Below are 20267 nucleotides of genomic sequence, written 5' to 3'. Positions count from 1 at the left end.
GACACGGCCCGGATCGTCACCGTTTCGGCGGTCTGAAAGGCTGGGTACTTGCGCGATCGGTCCCGCCCGTGTGGACTACGGCCAATGCTTCGCGCACGCGCGTGGCTGATTCCCCAGGGGGCGACCCCATCCGAACATGATCAGGAGGCAACCCGTGAGCGCGACCGCGGACCACGCGGAGGAGCGGACGAACCCTGCCGCGAGGCTGGGGTTCCAGCCCGAGCAGGTGGTCCAGGAGATCGGCTACGACGACGACGTCGACCAGGAGCTCCGCGAGTCCATCGAGGAAGTCGTGGGCAGTGAGCTCGTCGACGAGGACTACGACGACGTGGCCGATGCCGTCGTGCTGTGGTTCCGAGACGACGACGGCGACCTGACCGACGTACTGGTGGACGCCACCACGTACATCGAGGAGGGTGGCTCGATTCTGCTGCTGACGCCCAAGACCGGGCGGGACGGCTATGTGGAGCCCAGCGACGTCTCCGAAGCCGCGACGACCGCGGGACTGTCCGCGTCGAAGAGCGTCAGCGTCGGCAAGGACTGGAGCGGCAGCCGGTTGGTGACGCCGAAGGCGGCCAAGACGAAGAAATAAGCGTCGCTCAAGAGCCCGAGGGTTCTGCGCGCCGGCGGTCGCGGCTTCGTCGTGGCCTGTCGCGCAGTTCCCCGCGCCCCTCGTCGGTACCCCTTCCGGGCCCGGCGGGGGGCGCGCCGTTTCTCCTGCGTAGGCTGGGCCACCCGAACAGTCCATGAAGGGACTCAGGAAGATCATGGCGATCCAGGTCGGTGACAAGGCGCCCGACTTCGAGCTCAAGGACAACCACGGCGCCACCGTGCGGCTCTCGGACTTCCGGGGCGAGAAGAACGTGGTGGTGCTCTTCTACCCGTTCGCGTTCACCGGGGTGTGCACCGGGGAGCTGTGCGAGCTGCGGGACAACCTGCCGAAGTTCGTGAACGACGACGTGCAGCTGCTGGCCGTGTCGAACGACTCGATCCACACGCTGCGGGTCTTCGGGGAGCAGGAGGGTCTGGAGTACCCGCTGCTGTCGGACTTCTGGCCGCACGGCGAGGTCTCCCGCGCGTACGGCGTGTTCGACGCGGACAAGGGCTGCGCGGTGCGCGGCACGTTCATCCTCGACAAGGAGGGCGTCGTCCGCTGGTCGGTCGTCAACGCCCTTCCCGACGCCCGCGACCTGAACGAGTACCTCGCCGCCCTCGACACCCTGTGATTCTTCGGTTCCAAGCCCTTCGGGGAACGGGAACCCGTCACTAGGATCGACACGTTGATCCGACACCATCGCACGACGGGGCTCCCCGCCCCTGAAACCAAACGGAGGACCTCGTGGGAGTCAGCCTCAGCAAGGGCGGCAACGTATCGCTGACCAAGGAGGCACCGGGCCTGACCGCGGTCATCGTCGGTCTGGGGTGGGACATCCGCACCACGACCGGCACCGACTTCGACCTGGACGCCAGCGCCCTGCTGCTGGAATCGTCAGGCAAAGTCAGCAGCGACGCCAACTTCGTCTTCTTCAACAACCTCAAGAGCCCCGACGGCTCGGTCGAGCACACCGGCGACAACATCACCGGTGAGGGCGAGGGCGACGACGAGCAGATCAAGATCAACCTCGCGGGCGTCCCGGCCGAGATCGAGAAGATCGTCTTCCCGGTCTCGATCTACGACGCCGAGAACCGTCAGCAGTCCTTCGGCCAGGTCCGCAACGCCTTCATCCGCGTGGTGAACCAGGCGGGCGAGGCGGAGATCGCCCGTTACGACCTCTCCGAGGACGCCTCCACCGAGACCGCCATGGTCTTCGGCGAGCTCTACCGGCACGGCGCCGAGTGGAAGTTCCGCGCCATCGGCCAGGGCTACGCCTCGGGCCTGCGCGGTATCGCCCAGGACTTCGGTGTGAACGTCTGAGTCACGGGGGAAGTCCCCCTGAAACACCGGCTCACCACGTCCGGCGCCGCTGTCATCACCGATGGCGGCGCCGGACGCGCTCGTACGGGACAACTGAACAGTTGAGCAACTGAAGCTCGAAAATCGGGGAGGACCAGCACCATGGGCGTCACACTCGCCAAGGGAGGCAATGTCTCCCTCTCCAAGGCCGCGCCGAACCTCACTCAAGTGTTGGTCGGGCTCGGCTGGGACGTCCGGACCACCACCGGAGCCCCTTTCGACCTCGACGCCAGCGCGCTGCTGTGTCAGGGCGGCCGGGTGCTGGGGGACGAGTGGTTCGTCTTCTACAACAACCTCAAGAGCCCGGACGGCTCGGTCGAGCACACCGGCGACAACCTCACCGGTGAGGGCGACGGCGACGACGAGTCGCTCATCATCGACCTCTCCCGGGTGCCGGCCACCGTCGACAAGATCGTCTTTCCGGTCTCCATCCATGACGCCGAGAACCGGGGCCAGGCCTTCGGCCAGGTCAGCAATGCCTTCATCCGTGTGGTCAACCAGGCCGACGGCCAGGAGCTCGCCCGTTACGACCTCTCCGAGGACGCCTCCACCGAGACCGCGATGATCTTCGGCGAGGTCTACCGCTATGGCGGAGAGTGGAAGTTCCGCGCCGTGGGGCAGGGGTACGCGTCCGGTCTGCGAGGCATCGCACTCGACTTCGGAGTGAACGTCTCGTAGCGCTATAAGCGCAAAAGCCGGGGCCGTGTGGGGTGCGAGGGGTGCCCGACTAGACTTCGGGTTCAAAAGTTCGTAAAGCCGCGCGCGGCGCGGGGGAACCCCGTACACACACGATTGGGTAGCCAGTGGTTCTGAAAACCTTCGGCTGGTCGTTCGCGGTCACCGCGCTCGGCTTGGTAGTAGCGGTTCTCTACGACGGATGGACGGCGCTCGGGCTCGTCGCGATCCTGTCCATCCTGGAGATCTCGCTGTCGTTCGACAACGCGGTGGTCAACGCCGGGATCCTGAAGAAGATGAATGCCTTCTGGCAGAAGATCTTCCTCACCATCGGCATCCTCATCGCCGTCTTCGGCATGCGGCTGGTCTTCCCCGTCGTGATCGTCGCCATCAGCGCCCAGCTGGGTCCGATCGAGGCCGTCGACCTGGCGCTCACCGACAAGGACAAGTACCAGCAGTACGTGACCGACGCCCACCCGTCGATCGCGGCCTTCGGCGGTATGTTCCTGCTGATGATCTTCCTGGACTTCATCTTCGAGGACCGGGACATCAAGTGGCTGGGCTGGATCGAGCGTCCGCTGTCCAAGCTCGGCAAGATCGACATGCTGTCGGCCTGTATCGCGATGATCGTCCTGCTGGTCACCTCGATGACCTTCGCCACCAACGCCCACCAGCACGGCGGCACCCATGTCGACAAGGCGCAGACGGTCCTGATCTCCGGACTCGCGGGTCTCATCACCTACCTCATCGTGGGTGGTCTCTCCGGCTACTTCGAGAACAAGCTGGAGGAGGAAGAGGAGCGCGAGCACGAGGAAGAGGAAGCGGCGGCGCGCGAGGGCAAGCCGCGTTCGGCCGTCGCCCTCGCCGGCAAGGCCGCGTTCTTCATGTTCCTGTACCTGGAGGTCCTGGACGCGTCCTTCTCCTTCGACGGTGTCATCGGCGCCTTCGCCATCACCAACGACATCGTCCTGATGGCGCTGGGCCTCGGTATCGGCGCGATGTACGTCCGGTCGCTGACCGTGTACCTGGTGCGCCAGGGCACCCTCGACGACTACGTCTACCTGGAGCACGGCGCGCACTACGCGATCGGCGCCCTCGCCGCGATCCTCCTCATCACCATCCAGTACGAGATCAACGAGATCATCACCGGTCTCATCGGTGTCGTCCTGATCGGCTGGTCCTTCTGGTCCTCCGTCCGCCGCAACAAGGCGCTGGCGGCCGAAGAGGGAAAAGCTGACGCCGCCGACAAGGCGGAGGTCTCCTCCGGGGTGTGACCACCCGCGGGGTGAGGGAACGCTCTGAGCGGGGCGGCCGACGAGGACGCGTCCTCGTCGGCCGCCCCGCTGGTGGTTGACGCGACGACACGGCAGTTGTGGGGCGGGCATGAGTTTCCTGGACAACCTCTGGCGCGGGCGGGCCTCGGAGTTCGACGCGGGCAACGCGGCGACCAACGCGATCGAACTGACCAAGCGGCACCAGAAGGTGTCCCTCTCGAAGCAGAACGCGGCGGCGGGCCATCTGCGCGTCAACCTGTCCTGGCGGATGCGGACGTCCGACATCGGCGGGCCGAAGCGGCAGAGCGTGCTGCGGCACCCCTTCAAGGCGCTCAGGCCGGAGGAGGTGCAGGCGCACAGCCAGAGCATGGTGAACGTCGACCTCGACCTCGGCTGTCTCTATGAGCTGGCCGACGGGACGAAGGGGGTCGTGCAGCCGCTGGGCGGCTTCCTCGGCGACATCAACGAACCGCCGTACATGCGGCTCAGCGGGGACGACCGGTTCGGGTCGGGGTCCGGCGAGACCATGTACATCAACCTGGACCACCGGGACGACTTCAGGCGGATGCTGGTGTTCGTCTACATCTACGACCAGACGCCGGCGTTCGACCGTACGCACGCGGTGGTGACGCTGTATCCGAGCAACGGGCCGCGGATCGAGATAGGCCTGGACGAGAGGCATCCGCAGGCCCGGTCGTGTGCGGTGGTGCTGATAGAGAACGTCAAGGGGGAGATCACGGTGCGCCGGGAAGTGAAGTTCGTCTACGGCTTCCAGGCGGAGCTCGACCGGTTGTACGGGTGGGGGCTGCAGTGGGGGCGGGGATACAAGACCAAGGCGGAGCGCTGACGCTGGTCCTGGCCGGTTCGCCTCCGAGCTCGGGGCACCAGGTGCGTCGGCGGCTGCGGGTCGTTCGTGGCCTGTCGCGCCCCCGCGGCGGAGCCGCATGTCGACACGGCCCCGCGCCCCTGAAAAGCTCCTGGCGCCCCGGCCGTAAGGCCTTCAGCGGCCGATGAACTGAGGGCCCTGCGGCGGTAGGCGGAAGTTGGGGTCCAGGGCCGCCGCCGTGGGCTGCGGGTAGCCGTAGGCCGGTCCGTTGGCGGTGGCGGGGGTCGGCTGGGGGTAGCCGTACGCCGGCTGGGCGGGCTGCTGCGTGGGGGCCGCCGGAGGGTAGCCGTACGCGGGCTGGGACGGGACGCCGGTCGGGGGCTGCTCGGGCGGCAGGGGGCCCGAGATCTCCGGGGCCGGGGCCGGGGTCTGGGTCGTGTCGGTCTGGTCGGCCGCCGCGGCAGCCGACTCGTCGACCGAGATGCCGAAGTCCGTGGCGAGGCCCTGGAGGCCGTTGGTGTACCCCTCACCCAGGGCGCGGAACTTCCAGCCGCCGCCGCGGCGGTAGAGCTCGCCGCAGATGAGGGCGGTCTCGTCGCCGGTCTCGGGCTTGATGTCGAAGTACGCCAGCGGTTCGGCGTCGGCGACGGTGGCGTCGTACAGCAGGATGCGCAGGGACCGTACGCGGCCGAAGGAGACGTCCTCGGCGGAGGCCACGAGCAGAATCTGGCTGACGGCCGACTCGACACCCGCCAGATCGGTCTGGATCGTGTCGGTGAGGCCTTCGGCCACGCGCTTCTGGCCGAGCCGCCACACCTTGCCCGAGGGGTGGCGCGGCTGGTTGTAGAACACGAAGTCCTCGTCGGACCGTACGCGGCCGTCGGGGCCGAGGAGCAGCGCCGAGGCGTCGACCACCGGGGCGCCCTGCCCGGGCGCCCAGCGCAGCACGGCGCGGACCGCCGTGGCTTCGATCGGGACGTTCGACCCCTTCAGCATCGCGTGCGTCATGCGGTCATCCTGCCCTCTCGGTCCTGATCACGACAACGCGGGGGCGTCGAACCGTCGGTGAAACAGTCCCACGCCCGACATGGTCGGGTTACCAGAACTTCACGCCCGGCGGGAACTGATGTCACACATTTGTACGTACTATTACCGGCCACGATCGTGACCGGACGCCTAGCAACCACGGGGGAATCACATGCGTCATTTCGGGCACATCGCCCCTGAGGAGCGGCAGCGCCTCTTCCACCGGGAGCCCGGGGTCTTCGACGCCGACTCCCCGGCCCGCGTGCTCGCCGCCGCGCTGGGCGCCACGCTCTACAGCCCGGCGACCCGGGAGCGGCTGGCCGACGACATCGTCAAGCAGGCCGGGCGTGGCGTGGTCTCCATGGTGCTGTGCCTGGAGGACTCCATCGACGACGCGGAGGTCCTGGGCGCGGAGGAGAACCTCGTCCGGCAGTTCGCCGACCTCGCCGGGCGGCCGGACGTCGAGCCTCCGCTGCTGTTCATCCGGGTGCGCCACCCCGAGCAGATACCCGACCTCGTACGCCGTTTCGGCCCGTCCGTACGGCTGCTGTCCGGGTTCGTGTTCCCGAAGTTCACCGAGGAGCGGGGCATCGCCTTCCTGGAGGCGCTCACCGCCGCCGAGGCCGAGAGCGGGCGGCGGCTGTTCGGGATGCCGGTGCTCGAGTCGCCCGAGCTGATGTACAGGGAGACGCGTGTAGAGGCACTCCAGGGCATCGCCCACACCGTCGACAAGTACCGTGACCGCGTCCTCGCGCTGCGCCTCGGCGTCACCGACTTCTGCTCCTCCTACGCCCTGCGCCGCCCGCCCGACATGACCGCGTACGACGTCCAGATCGTCGCCTCCGTGATCGCGGACGTGGTCAACGTGCTGGGGCGCGCCGACGGCACCGGGTTCACGGTGACCGGGCCGGTGTGGGAGTACTTCCGGGTCCAGGAGCGCATGTTCAAGCCGCAGCTGCGCACGAGTCCCTTCCTGGCGAACCGGGCCGGGCAGTTGCGTGAGTCGCTCATCGAGCACGCGCTGGACGGTCTGCTGCGCGAGATCTCCCTCGACCAGGCCAACGGGCTGCTCGGCAAGACCTGCATCCATCCCTCGCACGTCCTGCCGGTGCACGCGCTGTCCGTGGTGAGCCACGAGGAGTTCGGCGACGCCCAGGACATCGTGCGGCCGGACCGCAACGGGGGCGGCGTCCTGCGGTCCGCCTCCCGCAACAAGATGAACGAGGTCAAGCCGCACCGCGCCTGGGCGGAAAGGGTGCTGCAGCGCGCCGAGGTGTTCGGTGTCGCCAACGAGGACATCGGGTTCGTGGATCTGCTGGCCGCGGGTCTGCCCGACTGACGTCCCCCACCACCGACAGACGTCCGCATTCATGATTCATGCCGTACCGACTAAGGAATCGATGATTAACGCAGCGAACGACCCGACCGGCACGTCCGGCGGGGTCTGGTCCGGGGCCTGGGTCGGTGAGCGGCTCGGGGTCGAACTGGTCGGGGACGAGGAGCTGAGCGGCCTGCTGGGGCTCGCGCTGCGGCGCAATCCCAAGCGGGCGCATCTGCTGGTGTCGAACGTCCTCGGCAAGCATGTGCCCCAGTCGCCGTCCGTCGTGCACGGGCACGGGTTCGCGCTGGGCCGCCGGGTGCGGGAGCTGCTGGGGGAGGCCGGGGCGCGGACCGCCGTCGTGCTCGGATACGCCGAGACGGCCACCGGGCTCGGGCACTCGGTCGCGGACGGGGTGGGCGACGCGCCCTACCTCCACTCCACCCGGCGTCCGGTCGAGGGCGTCGACCGGGCGGGTGGCTTCGAGGAGTCCCACTCCCACGCGACGTCGCATCTGCTGCTGCCGGAGGACCCCTCGCTCCTCGCGGGGCGGGGGCCGCTGGTGCTCGTCGACGACGAGTTCTCCACCGGGAACACGGTCCTCAACACCATTCGCGCGCTGCACGAGCGGTATCCGCGGAGGCGGTACGTCGTCGTGGCGCTGGTCGACATGCGGTCGGCGGCCGACCAGGGGCGGTTGGACGAGTTCGCCCGCGAGATCGGGGCGCGGGTGGACCTGGTGGCCACGGCGAAGGGGACCGTGCGGCTGCCGGAGGGGGTCCTGGAGAAGGGACAGGCGCTCGTCGCGGAGTACGAGGGGGCCGCCGGGCCTCCGGGCGCGGGTGCCGGTGCGGCCGTCACGGGGACTTCGGCGGCGGAGGTCACGCGCGTCGAGCTGGGCTGGCCGGCCGGCGTGCCCGACGGGGGCCGGCACGGGTTCACCCCGGCGCATCGCGCACGACTGGAGAGTGCTCTGCCCGCCATGGCCGCGCGTCTCGCCGAGGCCCTGCCGACGGAGGCCCGCCGGGTGCTCGTCCTCGGCTTCGAGGAGCTGATGTACGCGCCGCTGGCGCTCGCACGGGAGCTGGAGAAGTCGGCGGCCGGGCTGGAGGTACGGTTCTCCACCACCACGCGGTCGCCCGTCCTCGCCGTCGACGACCCCGGCTACGCGATACGCAGCCGCATCGTCTTCCCCGCGCACGACGACCCCGCGGACGGGCCGGGGGAGCGGTACGCGTACAACGTGGCCGGCGGGGGCTTCGACGCGGTCGTCGCAGTCGTCGACTCGGTCGCGGACACGGCCGCACTGCACGCCGACAACGGCCTGCCGGCGACCCTCGCCGCCCACACACCGAACGTGCTGCTCGCCGTGGTGCCGTCGTACGTCCCGCCGGTCCGGCACCGCGGGGAAGCACCGGCCCGCCCGAGGGCCACCGTGGCGGACGAGGGAGGCCGGCGGTTCGAGGGGACCGCGGTGACCGAGCCGGCCGAGGTGGCGTCGGCGACACGCGGCGCCTCGGCCTCGGCCGGAGCACGCGGGCCCTCCGCCGCCACCGAACCCCACCCGCCCACGCCTGCGCCCGTCACCGAAAGGCCCTCCATGCTCCCCGACCCCCTGCGCGGTCCCGCCTTCTCCTCCTATGCGCCCGAGGACGTGGGCTGGCTGCTGCGGGACCTCTCGGACGTGACGCTGGAGGCGCCGACCGAGGAGCGCGAGGAGGCCATCCAGAGTGGGGGCGCGCACTACGCGGAGTCCCTGCCGGTCGAGTACCAGCCGAGCGAGCAGTACCAGGCCCTCTTCCACAGTGCGCTCGACGCCTCCGCCGAGCGGATCGCGCTGGCTGTGGGGGTGGTGACCGAGACCGTGCTGGCGGAGCGGTCTCCGCGGCCCGTCATCGTGTCGTTGGCACGGGCCGGGACACCGGTGGGTGTGCTGATGCGGCGGTGGGCGCGGTACCGGCACGGGGTCGAGGTGCCGCACTACGCCGTGTCGATCGTACGGGGGCGCGGTATCGACGCCAACGCGCTGCGGTGGCTCGCGGCTCATCACGACCCCGCCGACGTCGTGTTCGTCGACGGGTGGACCGGCAAGGGCGCGATCACTCGTGAACTCGCCGCCGCACTCACGGAGTTCGAGGAGACCGACGGCATCACCGGGTTCGACCCGGAGATCGCCGTGCTCGCCGACCCGGGGTCGTGTGTGCGGACGTACGGCACGCGCGAGGACTTCCTCATTCCGTCCGCCTGCCTCAACTCCACCGTCTCCGGGCTCATCTCGCGGACCGTGCTGCGCTCCGACCTCGTCGGACCCGACGACTTCCACGGGGCCAAGTTCTACCGGGAGTTGGCCGGCGTCGATGTCTCGGTGGACTTCCTGGACGCCATAGCCGATCGCTTCGGCGATGTCGTGGACGCCGTCGACGCCCGCACCAAGGAACTGCTCGCGGACGACCGCACACCCACCTGGGAGGGCTGGGCGGCCGTCGAGCGGATCAGTGAGGAGTACGGCATCCACGACGTCAACCTGGTCAAGCCCGGTGTCGGGGAGACCACTCGGGTGCTGCTCCGCCGGGTACCGTGGAAGATCCTCGCGCGGGCCGGGGCGGGCGCGGACCTCGACCACGTACGTCTGCTCGCCGAACAGAGAGGGGTACCGGTGGAAGAGGTGGCCGAACTGCCGTACACGTGCGTGGGGTTGATCCACCCGCAGTACACGCGGGGCGCGACCGGCGCCGACGGCAGGGCGGTGGCGGTCTGATGCCGGGTCCTCGGGTTCTCGTCGCGAGCGACCTCGACCGTACGCTCATCTACTCCGCCGCCGCGCTCGCGCTGACCATGCCGGACGCGCGGGCACCCCGGCTGCTCACCGTCGAGGTGCACGAGAGCAGGCCGCTGTCGTACATGACGGAGACGGCCGCGGGGCTGCTCGCCGAGCTGGGGGACGCGGCGGTCTTCGTGCCGACGACGACCCGGACGCGCAAGCAGTACCAGCGGATCAATCTGCCGGGGCCGGAGCCGACGTACGCGATCTGCGCCAACGGCGGGCATCTGCTGGTGGACGGCGTCACGGACGTCGCCTGGCACGAGCGGGTCACCGCCCGGCTCGCGCAGGAGTGCGCGCCGCTCGCCGAGGTGCGGGACCGTCTGGAGGCGACGGCGGACCCGGCGTGGGTGCGCAAGCACCGGGTCGCGGAGGAACTGTTCGTCTATCTCGTCGTCGAGCGCGAGCTGCTCCCCGAGGAGTGGGTGAAGGATTTCGCGGTCTGGGCCGAGAACCGGGGCTGGACCGTGTCGCTCCAGGGGCGCAAGCTCTACGCCGTGCCGAAGCCGCTCACGAAGTCCGCGGCCATGCGGGAGGTCGCGCGGCGGACCGGAGTGGAGTTGACGTTGGCGGCGGGGGACTCCTTGCTCGATGCGGATCTGTTGCTCGCCGCGGATCGGGCCTGGCGGCCCGGGCATGGGGAGTTGGCGGACGAGGGGTTTGTCGGGCCTGCGGTGAGTGCGCTGCCCGAGCGGGGTGTGGTGGCCGGGGAGCGGATTCTTCGGGAGTTCTTGCGGGCCTCGCGGGAACGGTGAGGTTTTTTACCCGTGCCGGTCAGGGGGTGGGGGTGCTGTGGTCGGCGGGCTGCGGGTCCGTCGTGGCTTGTCGCGCAGTTCCCCGCGCCCCTGAAGAGGGGCGGCTGCGCCTGCCCCTCTTCAGGAAGCGGGCCAGCGCGAAGGTCAGGACCGCCAGGGCCGCTCCGCCCAGCACGATCCGCGAGTACGTCGAGGCGATCGCCGTCACCTCCGTCCAGTTGGCGCCCAGGAAGTAGCCGGCCAGGACGAAGACCGTGTTCCAGAGGGCGCTGCCCAGCGTGGTGAGGAGGGTGAAGACGGGGAGGGGCATGCGTTCCACGCCGGCCGGGACGGAGATCAGGCTGCGGAAGACGGGGATCATGCGGCCGAAGAAGACCGCCTTGGTGCCGTGCCGGAGGAACCAGGCCTCCGTCCTCTCGATGTCCGAGACCTTGACGAGGGGCAGCCTGGCGGCGATGGCGACCGTGCGTTCGCGGCCGAGGAGGGCGCCGACGCCGTAGAGGGCGAGGGCGCCGACGACGGAGCCGGCGGTGGTCCAGAGCAGGGCGGCCCAGAGGCTCATCTGCCCGGTGCTCGCGGCGAAGCCGGCGAGGGGGAGGACGACCTCGCTGGGGATCGGCGGGAAGAGGTTCTCCAGCGCGACGGCGAGGCCCGCGCCCGGCGCACCCAGGAGATCCATCAGACCGATGATCCACAGGGGCGCGCCGCTCATCGACTCCGCTTGCATGGCTGTCATGGGGGCACGCTAGGCGAGCGAAGCTGAAGAGAGCCTGAGGGAACGGTGAACGCCCGGGGCGGAGCTGAGAGACCGGTTAATGTTCGTGGTCGGCCGCGGGACCGGTGAACGTTCTCGGACCCGAGGCCGTTGATCGAAGTGTGTTGATCAACCGCAGCAGCCGCCGCCGCAGCACCCGCCCCCGCCGCCGCCCGCCCGGGGCGCGGGTGCGGACGCGGTGGCCGAGCCGCCGACGGCTACCGTCGACAGAAGTTTGACCGTGTCGGAGTGGCCCACCGGGCAGTCCGCGGGGGCGGACGATTCGGCCATCGGGCGGCTCAGTTCGAAGGTGTCGCCGCAGGTCCGGCAGCGGTACTCGTAGCGAGGCATGGGCCCAGGCTAACCGGCATCCGCGGGGCGGCAAGGGGCCTGGGTTTTGGCTGGTCGGTCACACTGGCCAAATTTTCACGCTACCGACCGAAGCAGTTGTGAAAGTGCCTGATAATTTGTGGTCGCTGTGTGGAGGCCGGAAGGCCGGGGGAACAGGGGACTCACGGCCGCGGGTGTGGCGGCTGTGACCGTCCACACGGGCGATGCCAAGTGGGGAGGGGGGACAGGAGTGACTGCTGTCCTTTGGCGATCGGGGGCCACGTCTCCTGGTCGAATAGTCGCCGTGCGCGGGCGGAAGGTTGCCGAGCACGGCCGAATAAGTGCCGCGCATCGCTCGGGCCGCCCGCGCGAGGGAGCTCGCCGTGACTAGCCCGGAGGACATGACCGGTTCCGAGGGCGAAGGCCGCGCGCGCCGTCGGCGTGTCCCGGCGAAGGGGCGCGGCGCGGAGGTGTCGGAGTCCGACCTCACCATGCAGTTGAAGCTCCCGCCCGCCCCGGCGGACGAGACCATGCAGCTGCGCCTGCCCGAGCCGGGTGCGTTCGACCGCCCGCAGGAGCAGCCGCAGGCGGGGAAGAGGGGCCGACGCAAGGCGCCCAGGCCGTCGGTTCTGGCCAGGTTCACCGCTGTCGCCGGCGCGCGACTGGACCCCTTCGTGCCCTTCGCCCGCCGACTGCGTCCGCGGTACCCGCGCCCGGACCGTACGGACTGGCGGCGCTGGGTGCCGTCCTGGCGGCAGTCGCTCGGGGCCGCGGGGCTGGCCCTGGGCGCCAGCACCATGCTGCTGACCGTCGCCTACGCCGCCACGGACATACCCGACGACCTCAACACCTTCGCCACGCAGCAGGACAACGTGTACTTCTGGTCCGACGGCACGCCCATGGCCCGTACCGGCTGGGTACGGCGCCAGGCGATGCCGCTGAAGGACGTCCCCGAGGACGTGCGCTGGGCGGTCCTCGCGGCGGAGAACGCGAGCTTCTACTCCGACCCCGGCATCTCCGTCAGCGGCATCACCCGCGCCCTGGTGCGCACCGTCGGCGAGGGTGACACCCAGGGCGGCTCGACGATCACCCAGCAGTACGTCAAGAACGTCTACCTGACCCAGGACCGCTCGCTCGGCCGCAAGTTCGACGAGGCCATGCTCGCCCTCAAGCTCGACAACCAGATGAGCAAGGACGAGATCCTGGAGGGCTACCTCAACACCAGCTGGTTCGGCCGCGGCACCTACGGCATCCAGCGGGCCTCCCAGGCGTACTACGGCAAGGACGTCAGCGAGCTGAACGTCAGCGAGGCCGCGGTCCTCGCCTCCCTCCTCAAGGGCGCGGGTCTCTACGACCCCACCCTGAGCAAGGCCAACCACAAGCGGGCGGTCGAGCGCTGGGAGTGGATCCTGGACCGGATGGTGGACATCGGGAAGCTGTCCAAGGCCGAGCGCGCCACGTACACGAAGTTCCCCGAGCCCATCGGACAGTCGAACCAGTACGACACCGGCAAGCAGAGCGACTACCTGGTGCAGCTGGCCTCCCAGTACGCCAAGAAGGCCGCGAACCTCACCGACCAGGAGTTCGACCGGGGCGGCTACCAGATCTACACGACCTTCGACAAGGACCGGCAGACCGAGCTGACCGACGCCGTCACCAAGGCGCGCAAACAGGTGCGCAAGGACGAACCGAAGAAGGCGAAGACCGCCCACTTCGGGGCCTCCTCGGTCGCCTCCGACGGGCGGATCCTCGCCGTCTACGGCGGCCCCGACCACCGCAGACAGGGCTTCAACGAGTCGAACGCGACCACCGTCCCGTCCGGCTCGGCCTTCCTGCCGTTCGTCTACGCCGCCGGCCTCGAACACGGTGTCGTCAAGGAACGGGGCGGCGGGGCTACACCTGTCACCCCGCAGACGATCTACGACGGCAACGACGCCGTGCCGGTGACCACCCCCGAGGGGCCGTACTGGGACCGGGACGGCGACCAGGTCTCCGCCCACAACGACGGCAACAGGTCCTGGGGCCCCATCACCCTGCACGACGCGCTCGCCGGATCGGTGAACACACCGTTCATGCAGCTCGGCATGGACACCGGCCTGGACAAGGTGCGCGACACCGCCGAGGCGGCCGGACTGCTCTCCTCCAGCTTCGGGGCCCAGGTGCCCGCGCTCTCCGTGGGCAGTGCCACGCCCAGCGCGATCCGCATGGCCAGCGGCTACAGCACCTTCGCCGCCCTGGGCAAGCACACCGAGCCGTACTCCGTGCGGAAGGTGACCCACAACGGGTCCAGGGTCGCCCTGAACACCCCGAAGCCGCAGCGCGCGGTGGGCGCCAAGGTGGCCGCCGAGGTCACCTCGGCGCTCACGGACGCCTACCGCGCCGACCACCCCGCCTCGCCCGGTGCCGCCTCCTTCGAGGTGGCCGCCAAGGGCGGGACCACGCAGGACGACAAGGCCGCCTGGTATGTCGGAACGGCCGAGGACGTGTCGACCGCCGTCGTCGTCTACCGCATCGACCTCGCCAAGAGCCTGGAGCCGCTGCCGCTCGACGGGATCGCCGGAAAGCCCAACTCCGGAGTCCCCTACGACATCTGGTCCAGTGCGATGAGTATCGGCTGACCACCGATGAGCACCCGCACCCGCCACCCTCGAAGAATGAGCCGTACATGAACCCTGGCAGCAAGCCGCACAAGGGCCGCCGTCGCAAAGCCCGTGCGCCGCGCCGCACCACCCGCCCGCAGTTCCTGACCCTGGCCGCCCTCCTCGTCGTCGCCTCGCTGGTCGGCGGCTACATGGTGCTGAACCGTGCGACCGACACCGCGCCGACCGCGTCGTCGGCCGGCAGCGGCAACAAGGGGTCCACGAAGAACTCGGCGCCCCGGTGGGACGGGAAGACCAAGGTCATCGGGGACGGCTCCACCTCCTACACCGGCCCGCAGAAGGGGCGGCTGAAGGCCGTACCGCTCAAGAAGGGCGAGAAGCCGCCGCAGTTCGTCGTCTTCTCCTGGGACGGCGCGCTCGCCGGCGACGACAACCTCTTCCAGCACTACCGGGAGATGGCGAAGAAGTACGACGCCCACATGACGTTCTTCCTCACCGGCATCTACCTGCTGCCCAAGGAGAAGCGGGACCTCTACGACCCGCCCCAGCACGACAAGGGCGCCGCCGCGATCAGCTACCCCACCGACGAACACGTCCGCACCACCCTGGAACAGCTCGGCAAGGCGTGGAAGGAGGGCAACGAGATAGGCACCCACTTCAACGGCCACTTCTGCGGCGAGAAGGGCGGCAACGACTGGAGCGTCGCGGAGTGGAAGCAGGAGATCAAGGAGTTCAACTCCTTCGTCGCGAACTGGAAGACCAACACCGGCGACACCGACCTCGACCCGCTGCCCTTCAGCGTCGACGCCATCAAGGGAGGCCGCGCCCCCTGCCTGGAGGGCCAGGGCAACCTCCTGAAGGCCGTCAAGGACTTCGGCTACCGCTACGACGCCAGCTCCCCGGGCGCCTTCCAGGTGTGGCCCGGCAAGAAGAACGGCATCTGGGACTTCCCGCTGCAGATGCTCCCGTTCAACGACGAGTACCAGGCGCTGTCGATGGACTTCAACTTCCTCTACAACCAGTCGGAGGGCCAGACCGAGGGTGATCCGGCCATGTACCCGACCTGGCAGCAGGAGACCATCGACACCTACATGGCCGGCTTCAACCGCGTGTACTACGGCAGCCGGGCACCCCTGCTCATAGGCAACCACTTCGAGCAGTGGAACGGCGGCATCTACATGAACGCCGTCGACGAGGTCATCAAGACCGTGTGCGTGAAGAAGGACGTGAAGTGCGTGTCCTTCGACGAACTGGCCGACTGGATGGACGTCCAGACCCCGGAGACCCTGGCGAACCTGCGCGGACTCGATCCCGCCCAGGCGCCGGACGACTGGGCGACGGTCGTGAAATAAACGCACAGTTGCCCACTTGTTATGCCCCCCGGCCTCACTTCACTTGAGGAGGTCATGTAAAGATTCGCTCCCGGGTAAGACCAACCCGGGGTCAAGGAGAATCCCAGTGAGATCAAGGACGTTGAGCCTCGCAGGCTCGACCCTCACGGCGGCCGTGCTGGCCTCCGCGCTGCTGCCTGTCACCGGCGCGCACGCCGCCGCCTCGACGCCCAAGGTCACGAGCGCGACCAAGGACGCCTTCGGCCGCGTCGCGGACAACGTGCTCACCGACCGCACGGTCGTCCTGCTCGGCGGCAAGGCCGCCCGCAAGTCGCTGAAGCCCACCGGCGGAGTGAAGCTGTCCTCCGGCCAGAAGAAGGCCGAGGACGGCAAGCTGACCGCCCTGCGCGGCACCAAGTCCCGCCTGGCCGACCTGGGTGAGGCCTATACCTCGGCCGACACCAAGGTCACCGTCGACAGCGCCAAGGTCAAGGGCCAGAAGGCCACGGTCAAGGTCACCGAGACCACGACCCTCAAGTACAAGAAGATACGCGGCGACGAGCCCGCCTCCACGGGCTTCGAGGCGCACCACGTGCTCACCTTCACCGCCCAGGCCGGTGGCACGTGGCAGCTGACCGCCATGCGTTCCACGGACGGCGGCGCGCCCCGTATCAACGAGCCGGTGGCACCGGCGGCGGACGCCAAGCTGAGCCGTACGCCGATGGCGATCATCAGCGCCCCCAAGGCGGCCACCACCCGCAACCCGGTGGCCAAGCCGAAGACGCTCACGGGCGGCGCCTACAACTACAACGCGATGGCGACGTACACCGAGAAGTACTGGAAGAACTACAACTCGGCGTACCGCAAGTACAACGCGGCGGGCGGCGACTGCACCAACTACCTCAGCCAGGGCCTCCTGGCGGGCGGCTGGAAGCAGATCTCCACGGTCACGCCCGAGGAGTACGACACCTGGTACTACGCGTCGAACGGTACGGCCGACGCCTGGATCGGCGTCAACGAGTGGTCCTGGTTCACCCAGACCGCCAAGCGGACCACCGCGCTCGCGAACGTCTACCAGATGGACATCGGCGACGTGCTGCAGGTCGACTTCAACGCGGACGGGTCCAAGGACCACTCCATGATGACGACCTACCGCAGCTCCAGCGGCGTCCCGTACCTGACGTACCACGACGCGGACACGTACCGCCGTTCGGTCGCGAGCATCATCGCCTCGTACCCGACCGCGAACTACTACGCGTACCGCACCTGAGCCCCGGGCCCCCGGGCCCGACCAGGTGTCAGCCGGCGCCCTTCCCGTCCGACCCGGATTCCGCTCCGGACTCCGGTTCGGGGAGGGCGTCGGCCCGTTCCAGCTTCGCCATCCCCACACCGGCCCTGCGCCGCACCTCGCGGTCCGCCTCCTCCGGGTGGCGGGCCCGCCAGTACGGGTTGTCGTGCGGCAGCGCGGTGCCGACCCTGCCGTACATCCCGAACGTCATCAGCAGGATGCCGACGACAAAGCTGAAGAGGACGTTCTGGATGCGGAACGCCAGGAAGTTGGAGTCGGTGTCCAGCAGCGCCATGTTCGCGAAGCCGCTCAGGATGAACAGGACGCCCAGCGTCATGTTCAGCGTGGAGGCGACGTTGCCGCCGATCACCATCCCGACGAGCAGCAGCAGCCCCACGGCGATCGACAGAACGCTCAGCGTGCCGTTGGTGTTCAGCCCCACGACCTCGTCGCCGTTCGTGTCGAACCAGCCCACCTTGTCGATGAGGCCCAGGATGCCGAAGACCAGCAGGAACAGGCCCATCAGGCCCGCCCCGACCCGGTAGACCCTGCTGAGGCGGTGGTCGACGGGCAGGTGCTCGTCGATCCTGATCCGCCGCCGGGGACCCGCGTGCCGGCCCTTCGGACGCACCGTGTGCGTGGCATGCGTGGCCATGTCCGCCTCCCATCGGGTGTGAGCGGAGGACTGCGTACCCCTTCAGCATCCGCCGGGGGGCTCCGACGGGCAACCCAGTGGCCTCGGGCGCCTCAGGTACTGCCCGCCCCGCGCTCCTTGCGGATCAGATCGACGACCCGGGCCACGTTCTGCCGGACTGCCTCGGTCTCGGTCAGGAAGTGCCAGTAGTCGGGGTGGCGGCCCTCCAGCGTGGCGATCGCGCGGTCCAGCCGGCCGACGGAGTCGTCCAGCGGTCGGGCGTGGCGCGGATCGGGGGTGGAACGGCCGGTCATCGCGAGGCGCTGGGCGTCCCGGATGGCGAACCGGGTCCGGTCGATCTCCTGCTGGGGGTCCTTCTGCACGGCGTTCAGCCGCCGCAGCCGGTCACCGGCCGCGGAGACCTCCTCGTCGGTGTGGTTCAGCAGCGCCCGTACCGTCGACAGCAGCGACGTCGCGTCCGGCCAGCGCTGGGCGTCCCGCGCGGCCCGCGCCTCGCGCAGCTTCAGCTGGGCCTGCTCGACGTCCTGGGCGGCCTGGTCCGGCACCTGCTGGAGGTCCTGCCAGCAGGCCGCCACGAACCGCCGCCGCAGCTCGCTCAGCACCTGCGGCACCTGCCCCGCCCGGGTGCCCAGCGCCTCCGCGCGGGTGCGCAGCGACACCAGCCGGTGGTCGATCTCGGCGGCCTTCTCCGGCAGCCGCTCGGCCTCCGCCCGTACCGCCTCCGCCTCGCGCACGACCCGGTCGGCCCGCTCCAGCGTCTCCGGTACGCCGTGCTGTCCCGCGCCCTGATTGAGTTTGGTCAGCTCGGGCGCGAGGGCCGCGAGCCGGGCGGCGAGGTCGTCGGCCTTCAGCCCCGAACCCCGTACGGCGTCCAGGGCGTTGGAGGCGGCGAGCAGGCCCTGCCGGGCACGCTCCACCGCCGGGGCCAGCCGGGCCAGCTGGGTCTCGGCCTTGCCGAGCAGCGGCCCGAGGCCCTGGGCGAACCGGTCCAGCTCCTGCTTGACCCGCCCCAGCTCGTCCTTGGCCGCGGTCAGCTCGGTCCGGGCCCGGGAAGCCGCGGACGCCTCCAGGTCGTCCCGGTCCAGGTCATGGGCGTCGACGGCGTCGATGTACTGGCTGCTGGCCTCGTCGATCCGCCGCCCCAGCGCCTCGAAGCCGGAGACCGCCCGGCGGGCGCCCGGGGAGTCGTCCACCGCCGTGATCGTCTCTATCGAGATCCGCAGATCCCGCTGCGCGGTGTCCAGCTCGTAGAACGCCGCGGCGGCGGCGTCCTTCGCCGCCTGCGCCTCGGCCCGCTGCCCCTCCGCGCGGCCCCCGAACCACCGTCGCGTCCCGCCCCCGGCGAAGGCCGCGGGCAGCACGAGCGCGGCGAGGAGGGGAAGAGCGAGGAGGACGACGGCGTCCCGACCGGCCGAGCGCCGAAGGGGACGCCGGGCTCCGGGGGGCTGCGCCGTGTGGCTCGGGGGCTGCGGCGCGGGGTTCCGGGGCTGCGGCGCGTGGCTTCGGGGCCGCGGCGCGTGGGTACCGGGTTGCCGCGCTACGGGGCTTCCCGACCCCGACTGCTGCGGCGCAGGGCTGTCCGTCGAACGCGGCCTGGGGTCGGCCGCGGGCAGTGGCGGGGGTGCGGGTGCTGGTCGTGGTGCACGGCTGTGGGGTTGTTGTGCGCTCGGCACAATCGGCGAGTGCGGCTCTGCAGGTGTCGCCGTCACATCCCTCTCCCGTGCTGTCATCCACCCTGACCGGTGCCATTCTCCCACCGGTCAAGGACGAAAACACGGGTCGATCGGTTCGAGCTTCCCCGACGGCTCTCAGTCCGTGGTCCGCACCTTCACCGATCCGTCCTCGGTGTGGGCGGTCACCACATGGGAGCTGTCCTCGTCACGGGGCACCGAGACATCCACGGAACCGTCGTCGCTCCCGGTCTCGACCCGGTACGACGTGTCGCGCGGCAGCCCGATACTGATCGAGCCGTCGTCGCTGCGGGACTCCACCAGGTCCGGTACGACGCCGAGTTCGAGCTTGACCGAACCGTCCTTCGTGCTCACCTTGACGCTCCGCGACTCGACACCGAGCGCACGCACCGAACCGTCGTCGGTGTGCAGCTCCAGGGGCCCGGTGGAGTCGCTGACCCGCACGGCACCGTCGGCGGACCGGACCTCCAGCGGCTCCGCAAGGCCCTTCGCGGTCACACTCCCGTCGTCGCTCCGCACGGCGACGGCGACTCCGCGCGGCACCTCGATCCGGTGCTTGGCCGCGCAGTCGGCGACCATGCCCGAGCACTCCACCCGCAGCTTCAGCCGGTCGTCCTTCATCTCCCAGGTCACCCGCGGATTCCCGCCGACCATGACCCGCCCCTCGAACCACCGGGTCACCTCGACCTCGTCCACGTCCGCCGCGACCAGTTCGAGCGCGGAGTCGTCCGAGTCGACCGTGAGCGTCCGGCCCTCAAGAGCGAAGCTCCGGTGCTCCGGGTCCCGGTCCTCCCCGGCGTCCGCCCCGCACGCGGCGACGGATGCCATGAGCACAACGGCGAGGCCGGCGACGGCCACCGCTCCCGCGCGCGACCTGCGAGCCGTACGAACCGTACGAACCGTGCGTGCTGTGCCAACCGTGCGTGCCGTGCGTGCCGTGCGTGTCATGACGATCTCCCCCTGGGGCCG

Annotated in this window: 18 protein-coding genes; 12 read left to right on the top strand and 6 right to left on the bottom strand. The window is 69.8% G+C overall.

The features are described 5' to 3' along the window. Window positions 1-154: 154 nt before the first annotated feature. The 6 genes from OG202_RS15385 to OG202_RS15360 all read left to right on the top strand — a co-directional run bounded on the left by OG202_RS15385 (window position 155) and on the right by OG202_RS15360 (window position 4750). Window positions 155-592 (top strand): DUF3052 domain-containing protein, encoded by a 438-nt coding sequence (locus tag OG202_RS15385; protein WP_326583126.1) that lies wholly within the window; start codon window positions 155-157, stop codon window positions 590-592. Between the two features lie 175 nt (window positions 593-767). After that, the gene (locus OG202_RS15380) at window positions 768-1226 is read left to right on the top strand and encodes a peroxiredoxin (protein WP_326585849.1); all 459 of its coding nucleotides are present in this window, start codon (window positions 768-770) and stop codon (window positions 1224-1226) included. Between the two features lie 113 nt (window positions 1227-1339). Next, window positions 1340-1915: a calcium homeostasis/redox stress adaptation protein gene (locus OG202_RS15375; protein ID WP_326583127.1), complete on the top strand. Its 576-nt coding sequence runs from the start codon at window positions 1340-1342 to the stop codon at window positions 1913-1915. A 141-nt stretch (window positions 1916-2056) separates the two neighbouring features. Beyond that, complete coding sequence (locus tag OG202_RS15370) at window positions 2057-2632, top strand: TerD family protein (RefSeq protein ID WP_033527290.1); 576 nt, start codon at window positions 2057-2059, stop codon at window positions 2630-2632. Between the two features lie 125 nt (window positions 2633-2757). Then, entirely contained in the window at window positions 2758-3903 is a 1146-nt protein-coding gene (locus OG202_RS15365; RefSeq protein WP_326583128.1) for a DUF475 domain-containing protein, read from the top strand. A 109-nt stretch (window positions 3904-4012) separates the two neighbouring features. Beyond that, window positions 4013-4750 carry a TerD family protein gene (locus OG202_RS15360; protein WP_326583129.1) on the top strand — a complete coding sequence of 246 codons (738 nt, stop codon included), beginning with the start codon at window positions 4013-4015 and terminating at the stop codon, window positions 4748-4750. A 153-nt stretch (window positions 4751-4903) separates the two neighbouring features. Here the strand turns inward: OG202_RS15360 and OG202_RS15355 are convergent, their stop codons facing one another. Beyond that, complete coding sequence (locus OG202_RS15355) at window positions 4904-5737, bottom strand: TerD family protein (protein WP_327729951.1); 834 nt, start codon at window positions 5735-5737, stop codon at window positions 4904-4906. A 190-nt stretch (window positions 5738-5927) separates the two neighbouring features. On the opposite strand from OG202_RS15355, the gene OG202_RS15350 reads away from it, so the two are divergent. From OG202_RS15350 to OG202_RS15340, 3 genes are all read left to right on the top strand, one after another. Beyond that, window positions 5928-7094 (top strand): HpcH/HpaI aldolase/citrate lyase family protein, encoded by a 1167-nt coding sequence (locus tag OG202_RS15350; RefSeq protein WP_327729952.1) that lies wholly within the window; start codon window positions 5928-5930, stop codon window positions 7092-7094. Window positions 7095-7155: 61 nt separating this feature from the next. Then, on the top strand, window positions 7156-9831 hold the full coding sequence (locus tag OG202_RS15345; protein WP_328222922.1) for a phosphoribosyltransferase domain-containing protein: 2676 nt from the start codon (window positions 7156-7158) through the stop codon (window positions 9829-9831). After that, entirely contained in the window at window positions 9831-10649 is an 819-nt protein-coding gene (locus tag OG202_RS15340; RefSeq protein ID WP_326583133.1) for an HAD family hydrolase, read from the top strand. The genes OG202_RS15345 and OG202_RS15340 overlap by 1 nt, the downstream gene beginning before the upstream one ends. Window positions 10650-10668: 19 nt before the next feature. On the opposite strand, the gene OG202_RS15335 is transcribed toward OG202_RS15340, so the two are convergent. Next, window positions 10669-11376, bottom strand: coding sequence for a DedA family protein (locus OG202_RS15335; RefSeq protein ID WP_405896020.1), 708 nt, complete (start codon window positions 11374-11376; stop codon window positions 10669-10671). A 156-nt stretch (window positions 11377-11532) separates the two neighbouring features. Next, window positions 11533-11754 (bottom strand): FmdB family zinc ribbon protein, encoded by a 222-nt coding sequence (locus tag OG202_RS15330; RefSeq protein ID WP_328222921.1) that lies wholly within the window; start codon window positions 11752-11754, stop codon window positions 11533-11535. 470 nt (window positions 11755-12224) lie between these two features. Between OG202_RS15330 and OG202_RS15325 the strand changes: the two genes are divergently transcribed. The 3 genes from OG202_RS15325 (at window position 12225) to OG202_RS15315 (ending at window position 16934) form a co-directional block, all read left to right on the top strand. Then, a complete protein-coding gene (locus OG202_RS15325; protein ID WP_327732272.1) occupies window positions 12225-14351 on the top strand; it encodes a transglycosylase domain-containing protein in 2127 nt (708 codons plus the stop codon). Window positions 14352-14398: 47 nt separating this feature from the next. Beyond that, a complete protein-coding gene (locus OG202_RS15320) occupies window positions 14399-15685 on the top strand; it encodes a hypothetical protein (RefSeq protein WP_326583136.1) in 1287 nt (428 codons plus the stop codon). Window positions 15686-15791: 106 nt separating this feature from the next. Then, entirely contained in the window at window positions 15792-16934 is a 1143-nt protein-coding gene (locus tag OG202_RS15315; protein ID WP_328222920.1) for an amidase domain-containing protein, read from the top strand. Window positions 16935-16962: 28 nt separating this feature from the next. Here the strand turns inward: OG202_RS15315 and OG202_RS15310 are convergent, their stop codons facing one another. From OG202_RS15310 to OG202_RS15300, 3 genes are all read right to left on the bottom strand, one after another. After that, window positions 16963-17607 carry a DUF4383 domain-containing protein gene (locus tag OG202_RS15310; protein WP_326583138.1) on the bottom strand — a complete coding sequence of 215 codons (645 nt, stop codon included), beginning with the start codon at window positions 17605-17607 and terminating at the stop codon, window positions 16963-16965. A 92-nt stretch (window positions 17608-17699) separates the two neighbouring features. Then, window positions 17700-18968 (bottom strand): hypothetical protein, encoded by a 1269-nt coding sequence (locus OG202_RS15305; RefSeq protein ID WP_326583139.1) that lies wholly within the window; start codon window positions 18966-18968, stop codon window positions 17700-17702. A gap of 447 nt (window positions 18969-19415) precedes the next feature. Next, the gene (locus OG202_RS15300) at window positions 19416-20126 is read right to left on the bottom strand and encodes a DUF4097 family beta strand repeat-containing protein (protein WP_328222919.1); all 711 of its coding nucleotides are present in this window, start codon (window positions 20124-20126) and stop codon (window positions 19416-19418) included. Window positions 20127-20267 lie beyond the last annotated feature (141 nt).

It is taken from the genome of Streptomyces sp. NBC_00310 (assembly GCF_036208085.1).
GTDB lineage: Bacteria > Actinomycetota > Actinomycetes > Streptomycetales > Streptomycetaceae > Streptomyces.
Note: the sequence above shows the minus strand (reverse complement) of the source record. Positions and strands in the feature narration are given on the sequence as shown.

Coding starts and splice junctions, on each gene's coding strand:
- OG202_RS15330 (WP_328222921.1), bottom strand. CDS start 11,754: ATGCCTCGCTACGAGTACCGCTGCCGGACCTGCGGCGACACCTTCGAA.
- OG202_RS15350 (WP_327729952.1), top strand. CDS start 5,928: ATGCGTCATTTCGGGCACATCGCCCCTGAGGAGCGGCAGCGCCTCTTC.
- OG202_RS15325 (WP_327732272.1), top strand. CDS start 12,225: ATGCAGTTGAAGCTCCCGCCCGCCCCGGCGGACGAGACCATGCAGCTG.
- OG202_RS15380 (WP_326585849.1), top strand. CDS start 768: ATGGCGATCCAGGTCGGTGACAAGGCGCCCGACTTCGAGCTCAAGGAC.
- OG202_RS15345 (WP_328222922.1), top strand. CDS start 7,156: ATGATTAACGCAGCGAACGACCCGACCGGCACGTCCGGCGGGGTCTGG.
- OG202_RS15310 (WP_326583138.1), bottom strand. CDS start 17,607: ATGGCCACGCATGCCACGCACACGGTGCGTCCGAAGGGCCGGCACGCG.
- OG202_RS15335 (WP_405896020.1), bottom strand. CDS start 11,376: ATGCAAGCGGAGTCGATGAGCGGCGCGCCCCTGTGGATCATCGGTCTG.
- OG202_RS15320 (WP_326583136.1), top strand. CDS start 14,399: ATGAACCCTGGCAGCAAGCCGCACAAGGGCCGCCGTCGCAAAGCCCGT.
- OG202_RS15340 (WP_326583133.1), top strand. CDS start 9,831: ATGCCGGGTCCTCGGGTTCTCGTCGCGAGCGACCTCGACCGTACGCTC.
- OG202_RS15300 (WP_328222919.1), bottom strand. CDS start 20,126: ATGGCATCCGTCGCCGCGTGCGGGGCGGACGCCGGGGAGGACCGGGAC.
- OG202_RS15370 (WP_033527290.1), top strand. CDS start 2,057: ATGGGCGTCACACTCGCCAAGGGAGGCAATGTCTCCCTCTCCAAGGCC.
- OG202_RS15355 (WP_327729951.1), bottom strand. CDS start 5,737: ATGACGCACGCGATGCTGAAGGGGTCGAACGTCCCGATCGAAGCCACG.
- OG202_RS15360 (WP_326583129.1), top strand. CDS start 4,013: ATGAGTTTCCTGGACAACCTCTGGCGCGGGCGGGCCTCGGAGTTCGAC.